Below are 18,088 nucleotides of genomic sequence, written 5' to 3'. Positions count from 1 at the left end.
TTAACGAGGTGGATCAATAATCCCACTGATCGACGTATTCATTCTAAACCACCCTGCAATAGAGTAACGATCATCGACAGCAGGAAGTACTTCGTGCATAAAACGATCACTTTCAAACATAACGAGTGTGCCTGCTTGAGGTTTAATATTAACTTCGACTTGCTTGCTTTTAGGTTTGTAGATTACTAATTCGCCGCCGTTGTCTGGAGTGTTTAAATACAGTACAGTTGTAAAAATACGATTAGAACGACCCTTAAATGCATCATAGTGCTTTTTATAAAAGTCCCCATTAAGGTACTTAGCATAATGGCATTCGTAATCGAATAGGCCTAGAAAAAAACTACGATTGAGCACGACTCTCATTTCTTCCATAAGCGCTAAGTAATGAATTTGCGCCTCACTGCTGGCATCAAACCAAAACGTTTTATCTTTACGGATAGTTTTATCAACGTGTAAGTCACTTTTTCGACCAATACCCGCAATACTAAAATCAGGATTTATTCTATAGCAATCAAGCATGAGTTGCGCAATAAGGTTCTTAGAGACCGCGTTGTGGATTATTGTATAACCATGCTTTTCGATATCATCTAAATAGATATCTGAAATGAAATAGGGGACCATTTTACATACTAAGGGTGAAAGGGCAGTTAGTTTAGCCTATTAAGTCGTTTTAGCGAACTTAAATCTACTAAGGAATAGCAAAAAAAGCCTGAAGTAATCAGGCTTTTGATCTATGTTCACTCACTAATAGACAGCGCTGTCTTTTTAATAAGTGAAAGCAGCTGATTTACATGGTCACCTTGTGGAACATGGTGACTTGTTTTAACAATCAGTTGTTCTTGTGTTAAATCCTTGTTTGTTTTCAATTGCACCAAACCAGTATGCTCTGCGATTGTGTTAGCATGCTCGATACTCGCAATTGCAAAGTGATTTGACTTACACAAACCATCCATCACTTGCTCTATGCTGCCCACTTTAATTGATGGTGTTTTATTTAGCCCTTCAATGGCTTCGTTTAACATGGCTTGGATTTGCTTAGACTGTGAGAAACAACTATACATTGGATAGTCAATTAGATCTTGTTTACTAATATCACTTTTTTCAGCTAATGGGTGAGTCTTAGCTACAAATAAAATAAGTTGATCAGGTAAATGAATGTCAGTACCAATGCTATTAATTGCTTGCGAGCACACACTAATATCTATTTCCCCAAGCTGAAGCTTACGCGTCAACTCACTTGGCTCTTGAAGTTGCATCTCAATTTTTACATGGGGGTATTGTGCTAAAAACTGCCCACAAGAAACGGGTACGATTGCACTTGCTTTATTGGTGTAGCCAATTACTAACTTTTCATCAGAGCAACCATTAACAGATTGAAAAAGGCGTTTTTTAGTTACTTCAAGTTCATTCAATGCAGCTTGGGCATAGGCTAAAAATAATTCACCCTCAGTGGTCAATTTGACCGAACGAGTAGAGCGTTTGACTAGCTCGTAACCCATTTCATCTTCTAACGTTTGAATACTGCGCGTCAACGCTGATGTACTAATTTTTGTTGTTTCAGCTGCTTGGCGAAAGTGCCTTAGCTGACCCAGTGCTACAAATTGTTCTAATTGTTCAAATCTCACTTTTATAGTCCTTTGTAATAAGTAAGCCACACGGAGGCGAACATAGTTGAAATAAACCTAATAGATACTAATGCATTGTACCTAATTTGAAAAGGCTATTTTACACAAATGTTACAACCATTAGTCTGGGTATTGTTTATTTATCTTTAGAAAAAGTGGTAAGTTTTCAATAAATAAATCGACTAGCTTAGGATCAAACTGCTTACCTCTTTGCTCTTTAATAAGTGCAACAACGTCATCCATTAACCATGCTTTTTTGTAGCATCGCTCGCTACCAAGCGCATCAAAGACATCAGCAAGTGCTGTAATGCGTCCTGTAATATGTATATCTTCTCCTTTTAATTGATTAGGGTAACCAGTGCCATCCCACTTTTCATGATGAAGATAAGCGATAAGTGAACCGCATTTTAAAATTTCATTATTGGACTTATTAAGAATATCGTAGCCGATTTGAGCATGAGTCTGCATGATTTTCCATTCATCAGCATCCAGTTTTCCGGGTTTATTTAAAATGCTATCAGGAATGCTGATCTTGCCAATATCATGAAGTGGGGAGGCCAGTTTGATTACTTCACATTCAAAATTATTTAATCCGTATAACTTGCCTAAAAGTTCGCTATATAAGGCAACTCTTTTAACGTGGGAACCGGTTTCTTTAGAGCGTTTTTCAACGGCTTCACCTAAAATATAAGATAGCTCTTTTTGAGAATCCTTTACCATTTCACGTAGTTTTAAATTATCGTAAGCTAGGGCAATATTATTGGCAAAATACTCTAAAAGTTGGTGCTCGGTACCCTCTAGTTGAGAGCCCTTATGAATGTAAAGCATGGCTTCAAGGCCTGCTTGAGTAGAAAAGTAGCCTACATAGTCATGATTTGTTTTATAAGAAGATTTACGATTATGCGCATCAATAAATAGTGTTTTTACATTTTCAGGAATATCACTATTCATTGGTTGGGACTTTACTCCTGAGGCAGCAAGCAACTCAAAGTCAGTTGCTGGAGATGCTTGTTGGTTTACTGCCGCGGCGCAATAAATTTCGGTTCCATCTAGGCCTAATACATTTTTTACATGAGTTAAAATCGTTGACGCAAATTCATTAACACTGCCACACATTAAAAATGAACTTGATGCATTAATTATTCTTTCTAGCCCTTTTTTATGGCGCTCAATAATTTGAATATCTCTATGAGCTCGAAGCGCAGAATAAAGTAGCGTCTTCATTTTTATCGCGGTTAGTTCCGTTTTGTTCTTGTAGTCATTAATGTCATATTCACGAATGACTGCTTCTTCAGGCGCTTCACCGGGTTGCCCTGTTCTGAGGATTAAACGTATATCATGATTATTTATATCTTCGCGAATAAACTTTATAAGCTCAAGTCCCGCATGGCTGGTTTCCATAACGACATCAATTAAACCAACAGAAAAGTCAGTGTGTTGTTGCAATAATTTTTTAGCTTCTTGCGCAGAATATGCGTGATGAAACCTGAGAGCTTTATTCTCAAATTTAAATCCGGATAAAACCAGTTTGGTTACCTGATGAATATCATCTTCATCATCAACAACTAACACATCCCAGAAATCTGGCTCGCTATTAGATGTGGCCTCTTGAATTACCTCATTTGAAAATAAAAAGTCGCTCAAATGAATACCCTTAAGTTTGATTATTCACATATAGAGTATAGTGTCTGTTTTTTAGTCTGCCTGTTTGCTGTGGGTTTTTTTTTCAATATTCTTTAACTCGATTTCTATGGCATCACAGGAAATATGAATTTCATACAAAGACGTCAAAAGTGACAAAGCTAAGCATCCTAGGCTGATACCAAAGAGGGCTACGCCAACGGTTTTAAACTCAATAAATAATGCAAACATCGAAATAGTACACATTAAAAATGAGGCTACACCATAAACTTGCATGGTTCTTATAAGTTTAATACGCTTTCTGAGGTTCGCTATTTGCTCTACCACAAGGGGGCGAATCGTTTTCCCTTCACGGGCATTTAGTTCTCTAATTAATTGCGCTAATACTAAAAAACGGTTTGTATAGGCTAGCAGCAACAATGATATTGCAGGAAAGAGCAAGCCAGGGGTTGTGAGGGTCATAGTGAGATCCTGAGTAACAAGTAGTTTCATCATTAGCCTAGCAATCAAGTAAATGAAAGTAAAAGAGTTCGCTTATAAAATGATAGGAAAGTAGCAAATGAATAATCCATTTCAATGGCTCACCATTTATAGTGCTGCGGATGCTGTAGAGGCAAATATTGTTAAAGGTTTACTTTTAGCTAATGACGTTAATTGTCAATTGCTAGGTGAGTCTTTACAAAGCGCTGTGGGTGAAATACCTATTGCACAAACTGAAGTTCGTGTTCAGGTTTATGCGATTAAAGAGCGCCAGGCACGAGAAATATTGGTAAACTATAGGCAAGATCAACAATCCGCTCCTGATTGGGTGTGCCCCAATTGTAATGAGCATAATGGGTCAACATTTGAAATGTGTTGGTCCTGTAGGACATCAAAGAATGACTAAAGCGAATAATTTTCAGCGAATTCGAGAGCTTAACTATTTACAGCAAGCGGTGCTAGCCGCAGCACTTATTGAGCGAATGCTACCAAATTACGGTTTATTTAGTGAGGCGACAGGGTTTGGTGATGAAACAACGCTGCGCAGTGCACTTAATGTATGCTGGGAAAAAATTCTTTTACCTAAAAGTAAAATTGATTTAGAAAAACAAATTGAAAAAATTGAACCGAATGTGCCTGAGTTAGCAGACTTTGACATGTTTGGAACCTACCCAGCGATTGATGCTGCTACCGCTTTACTTGGTTTAATGCATGGTTTAATTGTACAAAATAGTAGTGAGTTCGTTAGCATAAGTAAAATATCGCAAGCAACTGTAGCACGCTTTATTGAATACCAACTGACAGTTGAAGGTGAAATTGCTGATAACAAAACGGTGCGAGAACATCCCCATATGCAATATGAAATTGAAGTACTCAGTGAAATGATTGATTTTGTTGAGCAGATGGGACGGGTGACAGCACAGAGTGTTAAATCACTTAAGCAGCATGCCATTGCTGATGGACAAACAAACATTGGTTTAACGTTATAAAATTAATCCTAGTAAATCTACTAGTTAGGAGAAAGTTGCAGTGCGAATTTTAGGCATTGAGTCATCATGTGATGAGACTGGTATTGCTATTTATGATGATGAGCAAGGGTTACTTGCGCATCAATTATATAGCCAGGTAAAAGTGCATGCTGATTATGGGGGAGTGGTTCCTGAGTTAGCTTCTCGTGACCATGTTCGAAAAACGCTACCGCTTATTGATGCAGCATTTGCTCAAGCCGGTTGTGGCCCTGAGGATCTTGATGGTATCGCCTACACCGCAGGCCCAGGACTTGTCGGAGCTTTACTTGTTGGTACTTCAATTGGGCGCTCATTGGCTTATGGTTGGGGTATTCCTGCCGTTGCAGTACATCATATGGAAGGGCATTTACTCGCTCCTATGCTTGAAGAAGATGTACCAGACTTTCCATTTATTGCGCTTTTAGTTTCAGGCGGTCATACCATGATGGTTAAAGTCGAAGGCATTGGTCAATATGAAGTACTAGGGGAGTCTGTTGATGACGCCGCAGGGGAAGCATTTGATAAAACTGCAAAGCTTCTAGGCTTAGATTACCCAGGCGGGCCTCGCTTAGCAAAACTGGCTGAGCAAGGTGAGCCTAAACGATTTATATTTCCACGGCCAATGACTGACAAGCCAGGGCTTGATTTTAGTTTTAGTGGTTTAAAAACGGCTGCAGCTATCACGATTCGTGATAATGATGATGCTGAGCAAACCAAAGCTGACATTGCTCATGCCTTTCAAACTGCCGTTATCGACACACTAGTGATCAAATGTAAACGTGTGTTAAAACAAACGGGTATCAAGCGCCTTGTTATTGCTGGTGGCGTAAGTGCCAATGTGCAATTACGTGCACAACTTGAACGCGTAATGCAAGGCATGAAAGGGCGAGTATATTACCCACGTACGGAGTTTTGTACTGATAACGGCGCGATGATAGCGTATGCAGGCATGCAGCGTTTAAAAGCAGGGCAATTTGCTAGCCTCGATATGAAGACTAAGCCACGTTGGCCAATAGATAGTTTAGAAGCAATTTAATCAACACTATTGTCATTCTGAGTTGGCGACTTTTTTTTGTCGCCAATTTTAGGTTCTTGCCCGCTGAACAAACGTTTAATATTGCCGTGATGACGGATTATAATTAGCACCGTTAAAAATGTAACAGGTAATGTATACAATGGCTTTATCCACCATGTGTAAAGCGGTGCTAATGCTACTGCAGTCAGTGCGCCCAAGGATGAATAGCGAGTGAGTGCAACCACAGCAACCCACGTTGAAATTAATAGCCCACCTAACGTTAAACCTATCGGTAATAGTGTACCAAATGCTGTAGCAACCGCTTTTCCCCCTTTAAAGTTGAAGAAAATGGGAAACATATGACCCAGACAAGCAGCTACACCAATTAGCCCTAGGATGAGCGGATCTAACTTTAAAAAATAAGCACCCCAAACAGGAATGGTGCCTTTAAGTATATCAAAAACCAAAACTAAGCCGGCAGGTAAAGCGCCCCCTAAGCGAAATACATTTGTTGCGCCTGGGTTGTTTGAGCCATTCAAGCGTGGATCTGGTAGTTTAAAGAGCCGAGACACCAGAATAGCCGATGAAATCGACCCCAGTAAATAGGCTAAAACTAACATTAATACGGCTATCACGCGGTTCCTTATTTTTTAATCATGCATTTTCGGCTATCATTGGCGACAAAATTAACATCACAAACATGTGCGTTCAATATTTAGGTAATTCCTTTGCACCTACTGCACATTGTATTGTTAAATTTCTCATAGTTAAACACGCTAAAAGTATATAAATGATATAAATATAAATTATAGCGCGTGTAAACTCATTAAAGAGTTTAAATTTCTAGTTGGAGCAGTTATGGACAAGGTTTTTATATCACAACTACATGTTGACACTATCATAGGCGTTTATGATTTTGAAAAAGAAACTAAACAGAGCTTATTTTTTGATATAGAGATGCTATGCGACATCAAACCTGCTGCAACAACGGATGATATAAGCCTTGCATTAGATTATTCAAAAGTGAGTGAACGTGTCATTGAGCATACAACAGCTAAGCCAGTTGAGCTATTAGAAACCCTTGTAGAGCAACTTGCTGCAATTATATTAGCTGAATTTAATACCTCTCAGGTAACGATTAAAGTAAGTAAGCCTGCTGCGGTTGCCCAAGCACAGACTGTAGGTGTTGAAATTACACGCCAAATGGTAGCCAGTTAATATGGCCCAGATTTATATTAGCCTTGGCTCAAATGTAAATAAAGAGCACTACATTAGCCAGGCTTTGAAAACGTTAAAGTCTTATTTCCCCCACCTTGAGCATTCTAGTGTATTTGAAAGTGAGGCTGTAGGATTCACTGGTAGTAACTTTTACAACTCTGTTGTGGGCGCGCAAACAGAAATGCAGCTTGATCATTTATGCCAATTACTAAAAGAGATTGAGCAAGAAAATGGCCGAACAATCAATGATAAAAAGTTTAGCCCGCGGACGTTAGATCTAGATTTATTATTTTATGATGATGTTGTTTGCGATGCTCCGGCACAACTCCCGCGCGATGAAATAACAAAAAATGCATTTGTACTGCAGCCACTGGCAGAAATAGCCCCTAATTTTTATCACCCTGTTGCTGAGCAAACGATTGCCCAGCTATGGAGTAACTATAACAACCCCAATCAAAAACTATGGAAGGTGGAGTTTACTAACCCATGAGTATTATCGAAATTATTGTTTTAGCCCTGATCCAAGGATTGACTGAGTTTTTACCTATTTCAAGTTCAGCACACTTGATTCTTCCTTCACAAATATTAGGGTGGGAAGACCAAGGTTTAGCCTTTGATGTTGCAGTACATGTCGGCACTTTAGTGGCTGTTGTCATTTATTTTAGAAAAGAAGTAGTTGAAATCTTAGGTGCGTGGTTCAAATCATTTGGACAACAGGGTACAACCGATGATAGTAAACTCGGCTGGTGGATTATTTTGGGCACTATTCCCGCGGCAGTTTTAGGCTTAATATTTAAAGATTTAATTGAGTTATATTTGCGCAGTGCATGGGTTATTGCTGTAACGACCATTTTGTTTGGTTTACTCCTTTGGTACGCAGATGTGAAAGGCAAGCAAACAAAAACAATTTACCAATTAAACTGGAAATCAGCCCTTATGATTGGTATGGCGCAAGCCATGGCAATGATCCCGGGTACGTCACGTTCAGGTATTACAATGACCGCAGGTTTATTACTTGGAATGAATAAGCAAAGTGCGGCAAGGTTTTCATTTTTACTGGCCATTCCTGTTATTTCGATGATGGGGTTGTACTATACAGTTGAGTTAGCGTTGGGTGATGAAGTTGTGGATTGGACTATGCTAATTTTAGGTGCAGGTTTATCATTTGTTTCTGCATACGCTTGTATCTTTCTGTTTTTAAAAATCATTGAACGTATGGGCATGATGCCATTTGTTATTTATCGCTTATTACTCGGTATTGGTTTAATTGTATTTTTAATGATTTAGTCAGTTATGTGACACAAATAAAAACGCCTTAGTTCACTGAACTAAGGCGTTTTTTGTTATTAGCTAATACACATTTAGAATGTGTATTTAGCACCTAACGATAAGCGACGGCCTTTAACATCAAAGAACTCACCATCGTCGTATGTGAACGGGTTACGTGGTGGCTCACGGTCTAGGATGTTGTTAACACCAACACGCAATTGTAACTCATCCATTACGTATGTTTTATACATGAAGTCAAACGTAGTATAAGACGAAATCTCATTATAGTTGTTGTCTTCAATGGTCCAGTCGTTGTCATTAACAGTTGCATGGCGATAATTCATTGTTAACACATAAGCTGAGTCATCATATGAATAAACAGCATTAAAACGGCCCTTCCAACGAGGAGAGGCAATTTCGCCTACATCACTTCTATAGTCTTCAGCACGGCCTGTTGAATTACTATTGTCATCAATAAGGTATGTTGCCGTTAATTTTAATGCCAAGTCACCAGAGAACAACTCAGTGCGGAATGCAGATTCAACATCAACACCTTTTTTATTAATAACAGCGGCATTTATAGGACGAGTAAAGAAGTTTTCAATTTCACCCGTTTGTTCATTACGCACAACATTACTGCAGAAAGGGTTATCTAACGAAGATGATTCGTAACATAGCTCTACACTGTTACGGCCAAAGTATTCGATAGCGCCTTCTACTTCGAATGACCAGTAATCAAGCGTTATATCTAGCCCTTCCACAAACTCAGGTGTATAAATTAAGCCAATGGTATAATCGTTAGATGTTTCATTTTCAAGACTTTGGTTACCTTGAATATAGCCAGGAAGACTACCGCCAGCTAACCATTCTTTAGAAGGCATCCATCCTTGCTCTAAACCAGCTGCTTGGCAATTCTTGATAACGTTATCTTTGTATTTACTACCTGATGTAGCAATAGAGTCTGCTCGACATACGTCTGCGCGGCCTGAGCTAAATGTTTTTGAGTTAGGAGTAAATAAATCACCTATATTTGGTGCTCTTACTGATTTAGAACGATTCAAACGAACACGTAGCTCATCAGTCACGCCCCAGTTAAGCGCCAATTTCCAAGCATTATCTTCACCTGTTACCGAGTAATCCATGTAACGGAACGCTGTTTCAAGCGTTAAATCGGTTGCTAAAAAGGCATCTTCTAGCAATGGAATTGAAACTTCGGCTGATAATTCATTAACATCAATATCGCCATCCATTTGTAGGCTTGAATTACCGAAAATTAGGCCTTTCTCCATATTTTCAGACGGTGTGATTGTTGCAGATTCACGACGATGCTCTGCAGTGAACGCAGCGGCAACATAACCTGCTGGCAATTCAAATAAGGCGCCATCTACGGTAAGTGCAAATACAACTTGGTCGTGCTTAGCAAAACGTGTTGCATCAGTAGCTATATAGTCTAACTGTGCTTGTGTTGCAGAAGTAGCGCCCATGGTATTAAATGGTGTACAACCTTCTATAGCACCTATAACGTCGCCGTCGGCATCACGTTTAGCACATACAACATTGCCTTGGTATTCAACTGCATCAATAGAGTTAGCTAGGTTTTGCGTTAACACTTCGCCAGTCCAAAGGGTATCTTGTTCGATACGGCCAAATTGAGCGTAGGTTGAATAGCCCCAGTCATCGCTTAATATACCTTCAGCACCTATTGAAGTACGGAATACTTCACGCTCTTGGTTATATGCACGATCGCCCCACAAATTTTCGTTTGCTTGACGAAGCGTGACTGATGTTAGCTCATTATCATCCATTAATTTCGCCATGTCGCTTTTTATAAAAGCATTGTCGCGACGTATTGTATGGCGAAAGAAAGAAGGCGAACTCTCAGTTGTGGCTTCTGTATTTGAGTAAGTGAAATCAAAAGTTAAAGCATGGTCGTCATTAAGTTCATAAGTACCATACGCTGAAGCAATCATACGCTCTAATGGTGTTTGGAAATAGCTTTTATAACCATGGCCAAATACGCCATCACCATTACCACCTTCAAAATAGCTATTTGATGGATTTGCCAATTTATCATCAATCAATGCTTGATTTGGATTTGGAATGCGACCAGAGCCCATCTGAAATGGACGAATATTTCCATTTTCATCAAAGGTATAGTGGTGGTTGTTGTAGCCATCATTTGTGAAGGCACCTTTTGAGAAAAAATCACCGCCTTCAGAATAATAAGCAAGGCCTGTAGGTCGACCTAAAATAATACGCTCAGGAATGCCATCATCACCGCTTGTATTTGCTGGGTTTGCGTATGAGTTCACAGGGTTACGATAGAAGTCACGGCTCAACTTGCCATAGCTTTTGTTTTCTGTGTAATTAAATGAAGCAATAAAAGAAAGTTTATCGCCTTCCATACCACCTGTAATTGAAAAGTTGTTTTGCTCGCCGCCACTTTGTTCTGGACGTACGGTAGAAACATCAAGCTCAATCCCGTCCATTGATTTTTTAGTAATGATATTTACCACACCAGCTACAGCATCTGCACCATAAACGGCTGCAGCACCACCTGTAGCTATCTCAATACGCTCAATCATTGTGGTAGGAATGTTGTTTAAATCAACTGCAGTATCACCCACAGAACCAGGCACAAAGCGACGACCATTTACAAGCACTAATGTACGCTCTGATCCCAAACCACGAAGATCGGTAGTGTTAAGACCTGACGCATAAATAGTATTTGTAGTGGTTTCAGGTGAGAGGCCAACCGTTGCTTGTGGCATTTCTGCAAGCAAGTCGTTGACGTTTGTAATACCTTGGTTTTCCATCTCAACACCGCTGATCACAGTTACAGGCGTTGGTGACGTTAGGTTAAAGCGTTTGATTTTTGAACCAGTCACTTGAATGCGTTCAACAGGTTTAGCATCTGCTGTTGACTGAGCGAATGCACTCGATGCGGCAATAGCACCTGTTACAAGTACTGTATTTACTGCGGCTGCGATAAGATTTATTTTTTTCAACATAACACCTTTTAATTTCGACAAGTTTTAAAGACCGATTAAAACTTGATGGAACTTATTTACTTTCACTACTGAGCTAGTTTTGGCTGACACCAAATAAACATCAGAAAATGTAAGTAAATGTAATTTGCAGATGTTTTATCACAGTACCCAAATTGAGTCTTGAAATAAGGGAATGTGTCAATTGTTTCATAAATGTGTACTTTGTTTTTGTAATGGGTATTTTTTGGTATATTAATGATTTTGTGGTTTTTATTTTGTAATCATCGCTTTACACTTGTTGGTGGGGTTCTTTTTATCAGTCTTTAAAACTTTGTTTATTAACTAAAATGAAATTATTTATAAATAACTTAGCGTTTTAAATGAGCTGAAATGTGGGTTTTGTATAAAAACTGACGCTTGATTTTTGCGCATTTAAACCGTGGATAATGAACTTTTGTGAAATTACTGTTCTTTAGTTACTTTTTTGCAAAAGTGTTATGCGAGATGGCAATGGTAACTAAACGCTAAATTTGGCATTATATCAGGCCTATTATCGCTAATATTAATTGTGCTGCGCACCTAAAAATGCAGCAAAGGAACACAAATGCATATTCATATCTTGGGAATTTGCGGTACATTTATGGGTGGTATTGCCGCAATCGCTAAATCACTTGGTCACACAGTAACGGGGTCTGACCAAAACGTATACCCGCCAATGAGTACTCAACTTGAATCGCTTGGTATAAAACTTACCCAAGGTTATGACACCACTCAACTTGAACCAGCACCTGATATGGTGATCATTGGAAATGCAATGAGTCGTGGTAATCCTTGTGTAGAATATGTGTTAGATAAAGGCCTACCTTATACGTCGGGCCCTGAGTGGTTAAAACATAACTTACTGCAAGACTCATGGGTGTTGGCTATTGCAGGTACTCACGGTAAAACGACTACCGCAAGTATGTTGGCATGGATATTAGAGTACGCAGGTCTGAAGCCTGGATTCTTGATAGGCGGAATTGTGCAAAATTTCGGAGTGTCAGCGCGAGCCGGCGATACCCCATTTTTTGTTATTGAAGCTGATGAATATGACACTGCCTTTTTTGATAAGCGAAGTAAGTTTGTTCATTATTTACCGCGCACATTAATTTTGAATAATTTAGAGTTTGATCACGCCGATATTTTTGACGATTTAAATGCAATAAAAAAACAATTTCACCATTTGATGCGTACATTACCCAGTAGCGGCAAAGTTATTTGGCCTAGTGATGAGCTTGCCTTGGATGAGGTTATTCAGCAAGGTTGCTGGAGCGAGAGTGAAACATTAGGCGATGATTGGGGTTATAACCTAGTTAAAAGTGATGGCAGTGAGTTTACTGTATTACTTCAAAATGAAGTTGTTGGCACGGTCAAATGGCAAGCAATTGGTGAGCATAATGTTAAAAACGCTATTATGGCTATTGCAGCAGCGCGCCATGTTGGTATTGCAATTGATCATAGTATTGCTGCATTAGCAGAGTTTATTAGCCCAAAAAGGCGCATGGAACTAAAAGCGGATATTGCAAATATCAAAGTGTATGATGATTTTGCACATCATCCAACAGCCATTAAAACTACACTGGCAGGGCTGCGGGCTAAAGTCGGTGATGAAAAAATCATTGCGATTTTAGAGCCTCGTTCAAACACCATGAAAATGGGTGTTCATCAACATACACTTTTAGCTTCATTGAGTGATGCAGATGATGTTTACTTATTTGAGCCAGATAATCTTAACTGGTCATTGAGTGAGCAAGCTCAGCAAGCGGGTATGAATTGTTTTACCAGTACAAACGAGATAGTAACTCAAGTGGTCAATCAAGTGCGCCCGCAGCAACATATTTTAATTATGAGTAATGGCGGTTTTAACGGTTTACACGACCAACTGATTAGCCATTTAACCAAAAAGTTTAATTAATTTAAAGAGAGAGCCACAGTGCAATATAAAGAAACCATCACCCTTGCGTTTAGTGGGGCGTCAGGTGCACCTTATGGCTTACGGTTGCTTGAAGTGCTTTTAGCGCAGCAATTTAGAGTGTACGTATTGATATCAAGTGCAGCACGAGTAGTACTTGATACAGAGTCAAACATTAAGCTCTCAGCCAATGAAGACAAAGCAACTGAGCAGTTATGTGCGCTTTTTAATGCGCTACCTGAGCAGCTTCAAGTTTTTGGTAAAGACAACTGGTTTAGTCCTGTAGCATCAGGCTCAGCAGCACCTAAAAAAATGATAGTGTGCCCATGTAGTGCAGGTTCAGTCTCTGCGATTGCTGTGGGTGCGTCTGATAACTTACTTGAGCGTGCGGCTGATGTGGTGATTAAAGAGCGTGGCCAACTTATTTTGGTTCCGCGCGAAACACCATTTAGTGAGATTCATCTTGAGAATATGCTTAAACTAGCTCGGTTAGGCGTTACTATTATGCCAGCAGCACCGGGGTTTTATCATCAACCTGAGTCTATCAGTGACTTGGTTGATTTTATGGTGGCACGAATTTTAGATCATTTAAACATTGAGCATACCCTAACGAAGCGATGGGGTTATGGGGAAGGTAAAAAGTGAGCGAACAATCTACAGCTTTAAAAATTCAAGGTCTCAGAAAAGTCTACAAAAATGGCGTTGAAGCAGTCAAAAACATTGATTTAGAGGTGCAAAAGGGCGATTTTTTTGCACTGCTAGGCCCAAATGGCGCAGGTAAATCAACCACTATTGGCGTTATTTCGTCGCTGGTAAATAAAACCGCAGGTCAAGTTGAGGTATTTGGTCACAATATTGATACCGACTTAGAAGCTGCTAAGTCTGAGCTAGGTTTAGTGCCACAGGAGTTTAACTTTGGCCAGTTTGAAACACTCACCCAAATATTAGTGAATCAAGCTGGGTATTATGGTGTGCCTCGTAAAGTAGCTCATCAACGTGCTGACAAATACCTTGCTCAGCTTGGTTTGCTTGAGAAAAAAGATAAACAAGCACGTACATTATCAGGTGGTATGAAGCGTCGCTTAATGATTGCTCGTGCACTCATGCACGAGCCAAAACTACTTATTCTTGATGAGCCAACAGCGGGTGTAGACATTGAACTGCGTCGCTCCATGTGGGATTTTTTAAGGCAAATTAATGAACAAGGAGTGACGATTATATTGACTACTCATTACCTTGAGGAAGCTGAGTTATTGTGTAAAAACATCGCAATAATCGATTCGGGTATTATTGTTGAAAACACCACAATTAAAGCACTTTTGGCAAAGCTTGATAAAGAAACCTTTATTCTTGATTTAAAACAACCGGTAAAACCAGTGTCACTCAATGGCTACCAGTTTTCTATGGCTGATGACCACACGATTGAAGTTGAAGTGGCTAAATCTCAAGGCCTTAACGCTGTTTTTAGCGCGTTAACAGAGCAAGGTAATACGGTATTAAGTATGCGCAACAAAGCAAATAGATTAGAAGAGCTGTTTGTTGGTTTATTAGAGCAAGGGCGGGATAAGTAAATGTTTAAATATGGCGTAGCCTTAAAAAGTTTATGGATGAAAGAATGCATCCGTTTTTTACGTATTTGGGTGCAAACATTAGTACCGCCAGCAATTACGATGAGTTTATATTTTGTTATTTTTGGTAACTTAATTGGCTCTCGAATTGGCGAAATGGGTGGCTTTAGTTATATGGAGTTTATTGTTCCGGGCTTAATTATGATGTCGGTTATTACTAACTCCTATTCTAATGTTGCATCGAGTTTTTACTCCACCAAATTTCAAAAAAGTATAGAAGAGCTACTTGTTGCTCCTGTGCCTAACTACATTATTGTACTGGGTTACATGGGAGGAGGGATGACTCGGGGTATGTTGGTTGGTTTAATTGTTACTTGTGTGTCTTTGTTATTTGTTGATATTCAAATTCACAATATCTTTGTCATCATTGCGACTGTTATTTTAACGTCAGCAGTATTCGCATTAGGTGGTTTAATTAATGCGATTTATGCCAATAGTTTTGACGACATTAGTATTATTCCTACGTTTATACTCACACCACTGACTTATTTAGGCGGTGTATTTTATTCAATCACTTTATTACCTGATTTTTGGCAAGGTGTATCGCAGATAAACCCGATTATTTATATGGTTAATGCATTTAGGTTTGGATTTTTAGGTGTGTCAGATGTTGATTTAACCGTTGCATTTGGGGTGTTGTTTTTATTTATTACAGCTTTGTTTACGCTAGCATTGACGTTAATCAAAAAAGGTGTGGGGCTTAGACACTAATGAGTGATGCAAATTCACGAAGTATCGTATCAAATCAAAATGGTTTAAATGAAAAGCTTGATGAAATTGTTACTAAGCATTTAAAAGCTGAATTTAAAAAGCCTATCGCTACGCATACACAATCTGCGTTTGATGAAGTGAACGAAAAAGTAAACTCGTTCAATGGGCCACTGATCCTTGATTCATGTTGTGGTGTCGGTGAGAGTACGGCTAACTTAGCGAAGCGCCATCCTGATGCGTTAGTAATTGGTATAGATAAGTCGTCACATCGTTTAGATAAGCATGATGTGGAATACAAACAAACGAACTCAGGCCAATATATTTTGGTGCAAGCTGATTTAAATGACTTTTGGCGCTTAGCGGTGGCTGCAAATTGGCAGCCCACGCATCATTATTTGCTTTATCCCAACCCATGGCCAAAAGCAAAACATATTCAGCGCCGTTGGCATGGTGCAGCAATCTTTCCTTTTATTGTTAAATTAGGTGGTCGCTTAGAAGTACGCAGTAATTGGGATATTTATGTCAAAGAATTTGCCCAAGCTCTTCATTTAGCTGGGCAACAGACACAGGTTGAATTATATGAAAGCGATGAAGCTATCACTCCATTTGAGCGTAAATATTGGGCGAGTGGTCAACAGAGTCACCGTTTAGTGATTGATTTAAATTAAGCATTTCAATATGTGGGTTTATATGTGGGGCGGGTGCGGCGAAGTAATTCCCCTGCATAAGGTGCACATTTGCTTTTAAGAGTGTGTTGATGGTGGGTTTATTCTCAACACACTCTGCAATTAGCTGTAGATTTAATTGTTTGGCAAAGCTCGCAATATGTTCAATATATAGATAAATATCAGCATCATGAATAATTTGCTTTATCAACGACCCATCAAGCTTTATCCCATCTACATCGAGTTTTAACACGTTAGAGATATTTGAGTAACCTGTCCCAAAGTCGTCAATAACCACTTTTACACCACGTTTTTTTACTAGTGCTATAAATGCCTTTACCTCAGAAAAGTTTGCAATAGCTTCGGTTTCTAAAAGCTCTAATGTAATGTTGCTAGGTTGTGGGTAGCGGTTGAGCTCTTGCTCTAAATACTCAGTAAGGCTAGGGTCTAACATATCGTGCACAGTGATGTTAATGCTCCAGCAAAGGCTTGTTCTTCTAAAACGTTCAAAACATTGAGTGAGCATGGTACGGATGAGTGTGCCATCCATACGTGAACGATTTACCACATTTAAAAATGATTCAGGAAGTAATATTTCGCCGTGACAGGTAATCATACGCGCTAAGCATTCGTATTTTATGGCCATACCACTTCGATAATCATAAACAGGCTGGAAGTACGCAACAATACGATTATTGTCAAAAGCCTCTCTGACTTCTTTGGCCATTTCGACATTATATTGATACTGATTTTTAACATCATGTAATGCGTTTGAATAATTTATAACACTAAAACGTCCCTGTTTTGCTTGTAGGGCTGCAATATGAGCATTCTCAAGGAGCATTGCCTTGTTTCCGTGCGCAATACCAGCGCACAGCGTAATATAAATAAACGGTTCTTTAAGCAGAGGAGAGCTGCAGTTATACCCTTGTATTAAGTCACTAAACCCGGTGTGTTGCTCCTTAAACGGGGCAATTAGGACAACTTTATTCGTCGCTAAACGAAATATTTCGCTCCCAACAGGGCGATGTTTGGCAAAGTGCTCAAGTAAGTTTTTCATTACTTTATCGCCTACTTGTGTACCATAAAAACTATTAATATCCTCAATTTCATTGATCCAGATAACAGCAACCTGTAAGTGAAAGTTAGATGATTTGTTCATGTAGTACTCAAGCGCAATATGATTAGCAAAGCCACTGCTACTATCCGTTGAAAGGGCTCTTTTTAAAAGGTAAATGTAGATGCTTGCAACTAGTATGGCGATAAAGAAGAAAAAGCTAGCAAGGGCTGCCGCTTTTGATACGCTTTCATTCAAATGCTGGTTAAGATCATTCACCTTAATGTCAGCACCGGTGAGATAGGTATTGCCTGCGCTGTCGATGTAAGGTACAAAAATGCTTTTAAAATGCCCCCATTGATCTTTCGAAACCTCAAAAACAGGTTCGGTAGAATAAAATGCACTTACATTGGCTTTGGTGGCTTCAGGGTAGAGATCAAAAAATTGAGTTACTTTACCTGAGTTTTGATCCTCTTGTGTATAACTTGAGGCAGTGAAATGTACACGGTTATCTTGTAATACCATGGCATAAACATAGGCAATATTAAGTGCGTTGGCGAATTCTGATAGCTGACGGCTTTTTTGTTGGTACAAAAAAGGTGGGACGGTTCTTCCAGACGTTATGTGTGCGTGGTAATCATTGCCTAATATATGTTTTACGCTCACTGCTGCATTTAATAATCGAGCATCAATCTGCTGCATTATCTCTGCACGTGCAGTGTGATAAGTATAATAAACGTAGCTTAGCAAACTTACTAAAAATATTAAAAAACCTGCAATTATCCAGTTTGTCCTTAAACTTGTTTTAATCATTTTTGTTCCTTATTTGTT

Annotated in this window: 18 protein-coding genes; 11 read left to right on the top strand and 7 right to left on the bottom strand. The window is 39.2% G+C overall.

Annotated elements, in window-relative coordinates; all coding sequences use genetic code 11:
• The 4 genes from ACHUE3_RS11210 to ACHUE3_RS11195 form a co-directional block, all read right to left on the bottom strand.
• Complete coding sequence (locus ACHUE3_RS11210; RefSeq protein ID WP_394192498.1) at positions 1 to 621, bottom strand: 2OG-Fe(II) oxygenase; 621 nt, start codon at positions 619 to 621, stop codon at positions 1 to 3.
• 116 nt (positions 622 to 737) lie between these two features.
• A complete protein-coding gene (locus ACHUE3_RS11205; RefSeq protein ID WP_394192497.1) occupies positions 738 to 1,625 on the bottom strand; it encodes a LysR family transcriptional regulator in 888 nt (295 codons plus the stop codon).
• A 120-nt stretch (positions 1,626 to 1,745) separates the two neighbouring features.
• Positions 1,746 to 3,269 (bottom strand): DUF3369 domain-containing protein, encoded by a 1,524-nt coding sequence (locus tag ACHUE3_RS11200; protein ID WP_394192496.1) that lies wholly within the window; start codon positions 3,267 to 3,269, stop codon positions 1,746 to 1,748.
• A 51-nt stretch (positions 3,270 to 3,320) separates the two neighbouring features.
• Positions 3,321 to 3,728: a DUF2721 domain-containing protein gene (locus ACHUE3_RS11195; RefSeq protein ID WP_394192495.1), complete on the bottom strand. Its 408-nt coding sequence runs from the start codon at positions 3,726 to 3,728 to the stop codon at positions 3,321 to 3,323.
• Between the two features lie 97 nt (positions 3,729 to 3,825).
• Here ACHUE3_RS11195 and ACHUE3_RS11190 point away from each other — a divergent pair, with 97 nt between their 5' ends.
• From ACHUE3_RS11190 to tsaD, 3 genes are read left to right on the top strand one after another with little or no spacing between them, the layout of a single operon-like run.
• Positions 3,826 to 4,152, top strand: a complete 327-nt coding sequence (locus ACHUE3_RS11190) for a putative signal transducing protein (protein ID WP_394192494.1) — start codon at positions 3,826 to 3,828, stop codon at positions 4,150 to 4,152.
• On the top strand, positions 4,145 to 4,735 hold the full coding sequence (locus ACHUE3_RS11185; RefSeq protein WP_394192493.1) for a YjaG family protein: 591 nt from the start codon (positions 4,145 to 4,147) through the stop codon (positions 4,733 to 4,735). The genes ACHUE3_RS11190 and ACHUE3_RS11185 overlap by 8 nt, the downstream gene beginning before the upstream one ends.
• Before the next feature lie 40 nt (positions 4,736 to 4,775).
• Positions 4,776 to 5,789, top strand: coding sequence for a tRNA (adenosine(37)-N6)-threonylcarbamoyltransferase complex transferase subunit TsaD (tsaD, locus tag ACHUE3_RS11180; RefSeq protein WP_394192492.1), 1,014 nt, complete (start codon positions 4,776 to 4,778; stop codon positions 5,787 to 5,789).
• Here the strand turns inward: tsaD and plsY are convergent.
• The gene (plsY, locus tag ACHUE3_RS11175) at positions 5,786 to 6,403 is read right to left on the bottom strand and encodes a glycerol-3-phosphate 1-O-acyltransferase PlsY (protein WP_394192491.1); all 618 of its coding nucleotides are present in this window, start codon (positions 6,401 to 6,403) and stop codon (positions 5,786 to 5,788) included. The two genes, tsaD and plsY, sit on opposite strands and share 4 nt — an antisense overlap.
• 223 nt (positions 6,404 to 6,626) lie before the next feature.
• Here plsY and folB point away from each other — a divergent pair, with 223 nt between their 5' ends.
• Genes folB through ACHUE3_RS11160 form a run of 3 tightly spaced genes read left to right on the top strand, consistent with a single transcriptional unit; the run spans position 6,627 to position 8,273 of the window.
• Positions 6,627 to 6,986, top strand: coding sequence for a dihydroneopterin aldolase (gene folB / locus ACHUE3_RS11170; RefSeq protein WP_394192490.1), 360 nt, complete (start codon positions 6,627 to 6,629; stop codon positions 6,984 to 6,986).
• Position 6,987: 1 nt separating this feature from the next.
• Complete coding sequence (gene folK, locus ACHUE3_RS11165) at positions 6,988 to 7,476, top strand: 2-amino-4-hydroxy-6-hydroxymethyldihydropteridine diphosphokinase (RefSeq protein ID WP_394192489.1); 489 nt, start codon at positions 6,988 to 6,990, stop codon at positions 7,474 to 7,476.
• Positions 7,473 to 8,273: an undecaprenyl-diphosphate phosphatase gene (locus ACHUE3_RS11160; protein ID WP_394192488.1), complete on the top strand. Its 801-nt coding sequence runs from the start codon at positions 7,473 to 7,475 to the stop codon at positions 8,271 to 8,273. The genes folK and ACHUE3_RS11160 overlap by 4 nt, the downstream gene beginning before the upstream one ends.
• Positions 8,274 to 8,347: 74 nt before the next feature.
• Here the strand turns inward: ACHUE3_RS11160 and ACHUE3_RS11155 are convergent, their stop codons facing one another.
• Positions 8,348 to 11,266, bottom strand: a complete 2,919-nt coding sequence (locus ACHUE3_RS11155) for a TonB-dependent receptor plug domain-containing protein (RefSeq protein WP_394192487.1) — start codon at positions 11,264 to 11,266, stop codon at positions 8,348 to 8,350.
• 583 nt (positions 11,267 to 11,849) lie between these two features.
• Here ACHUE3_RS11155 and mpl point away from each other — a divergent pair.
• From mpl to trmB, 5 genes are read left to right on the top strand one after another with little or no spacing between them, the layout of a single operon-like run.
• A complete protein-coding gene (gene mpl, locus ACHUE3_RS11150; RefSeq protein ID WP_394192486.1) occupies positions 11,850 to 13,199 on the top strand; it encodes a UDP-N-acetylmuramate:L-alanyl-gamma-D-glutamyl-meso-diaminopimelate ligase in 1,350 nt (449 codons plus the stop codon).
• Positions 13,200 to 13,217: 18 nt separating this feature from the next.
• Positions 13,218 to 13,841, top strand: a complete 624-nt coding sequence (locus ACHUE3_RS11145) for a flavin prenyltransferase UbiX (RefSeq protein WP_394192485.1) — start codon at positions 13,218 to 13,220, stop codon at positions 13,839 to 13,841.
• Complete coding sequence (locus ACHUE3_RS11140; RefSeq protein ID WP_394192484.1) at positions 13,838 to 14,767, top strand: ABC transporter ATP-binding protein; 930 nt, start codon at positions 13,838 to 13,840, stop codon at positions 14,765 to 14,767. Before ACHUE3_RS11145 ends, ACHUE3_RS11140 begins: the two co-directional genes overlap by 4 nt.
• Complete coding sequence (locus ACHUE3_RS11135; RefSeq protein ID WP_394192483.1) at positions 14,768 to 15,535, top strand: ABC transporter permease; 768 nt, start codon at positions 14,768 to 14,770, stop codon at positions 15,533 to 15,535.
• Positions 15,535 to 16,203, top strand: a complete 669-nt coding sequence (trmB, locus tag ACHUE3_RS11130; protein WP_394192482.1) for a tRNA (guanine(46)-N(7))-methyltransferase TrmB — start codon at positions 15,535 to 15,537, stop codon at positions 16,201 to 16,203. The genes ACHUE3_RS11135 and trmB overlap by 1 nt, the downstream gene beginning before the upstream one ends.
• Here the strand turns inward: trmB and ACHUE3_RS11125 are convergent.
• Entirely contained in the window at positions 16,133 to 18,070 is a 1,938-nt protein-coding gene (locus tag ACHUE3_RS11125; RefSeq protein ID WP_394192481.1) for an EAL domain-containing protein, read from the bottom strand. The genes trmB and ACHUE3_RS11125 overlap by 71 nt on opposite strands.
• Positions 18,071 to 18,088: the final 18 nt, after the last annotated feature.

Origin of the sequence: Pseudoalteromonas atlantica (genome assembly GCF_043641955.1) — a bacterium.
GTDB lineage: Bacteria > Pseudomonadota > Gammaproteobacteria > Enterobacterales > Alteromonadaceae > Pseudoalteromonas > Pseudoalteromonas atlantica_A.
Note: the sequence above shows the minus strand (reverse complement) of the source record. Positions and strands in the feature narration are given on the sequence as shown.

What these genes read in the sequence shown, in the direction of transcription:
- ACHUE3_RS11210 (WP_394192498.1), bottom strand. Translation starts at nt 621, where the DNA reads ATGGTCCCCTATTTCATTTCAGATATCTATTTAGATGATATCGAAAAG.
- ACHUE3_RS11195 (WP_394192495.1), bottom strand. Translation starts at nt 3,728, where the DNA reads ATGACCCTCACAACCCCTGGCTTGCTCTTTCCTGCAATATCATTGTTG.
- ACHUE3_RS11190 (WP_394192494.1), top strand. Translation starts at nt 3,826, where the DNA reads ATGAATAATCCATTTCAATGGCTCACCATTTATAGTGCTGCGGATGCT.
- ACHUE3_RS11185 (WP_394192493.1), top strand. Translation starts at nt 4,145, where the DNA reads ATGACTAAAGCGAATAATTTTCAGCGAATTCGAGAGCTTAACTATTTA.
- folB (WP_394192490.1), top strand. Translation starts at nt 6,627, where the DNA reads ATGGACAAGGTTTTTATATCACAACTACATGTTGACACTATCATAGGC.
- folK (WP_394192489.1), top strand. Translation starts at nt 6,988, where the DNA reads ATGGCCCAGATTTATATTAGCCTTGGCTCAAATGTAAATAAAGAGCAC.
- ACHUE3_RS11160 (WP_394192488.1), top strand. Translation starts at nt 7,473, where the DNA reads ATGAGTATTATCGAAATTATTGTTTTAGCCCTGATCCAAGGATTGACT.
- ACHUE3_RS11155 (WP_394192487.1), bottom strand. Translation starts at nt 11,266, where the DNA reads ATGTTGAAAAAAATAAATCTTATCGCAGCCGCAGTAAATACAGTACTT.
- mpl (WP_394192486.1), top strand. Translation starts at nt 11,850, where the DNA reads ATGCATATTCATATCTTGGGAATTTGCGGTACATTTATGGGTGGTATT.
- ACHUE3_RS11135 (WP_394192483.1), top strand. Translation starts at nt 14,768, where the DNA reads ATGTTTAAATATGGCGTAGCCTTAAAAAGTTTATGGATGAAAGAATGC.
- trmB (WP_394192482.1), top strand. Translation starts at nt 15,535, where the DNA reads ATGAGTGATGCAAATTCACGAAGTATCGTATCAAATCAAAATGGTTTA.
- ACHUE3_RS11125 (WP_394192481.1), bottom strand. Translation starts at nt 18,070, where the DNA reads ATGATTAAAACAAGTTTAAGGACAAACTGGATAATTGCAGGTTTTTTA.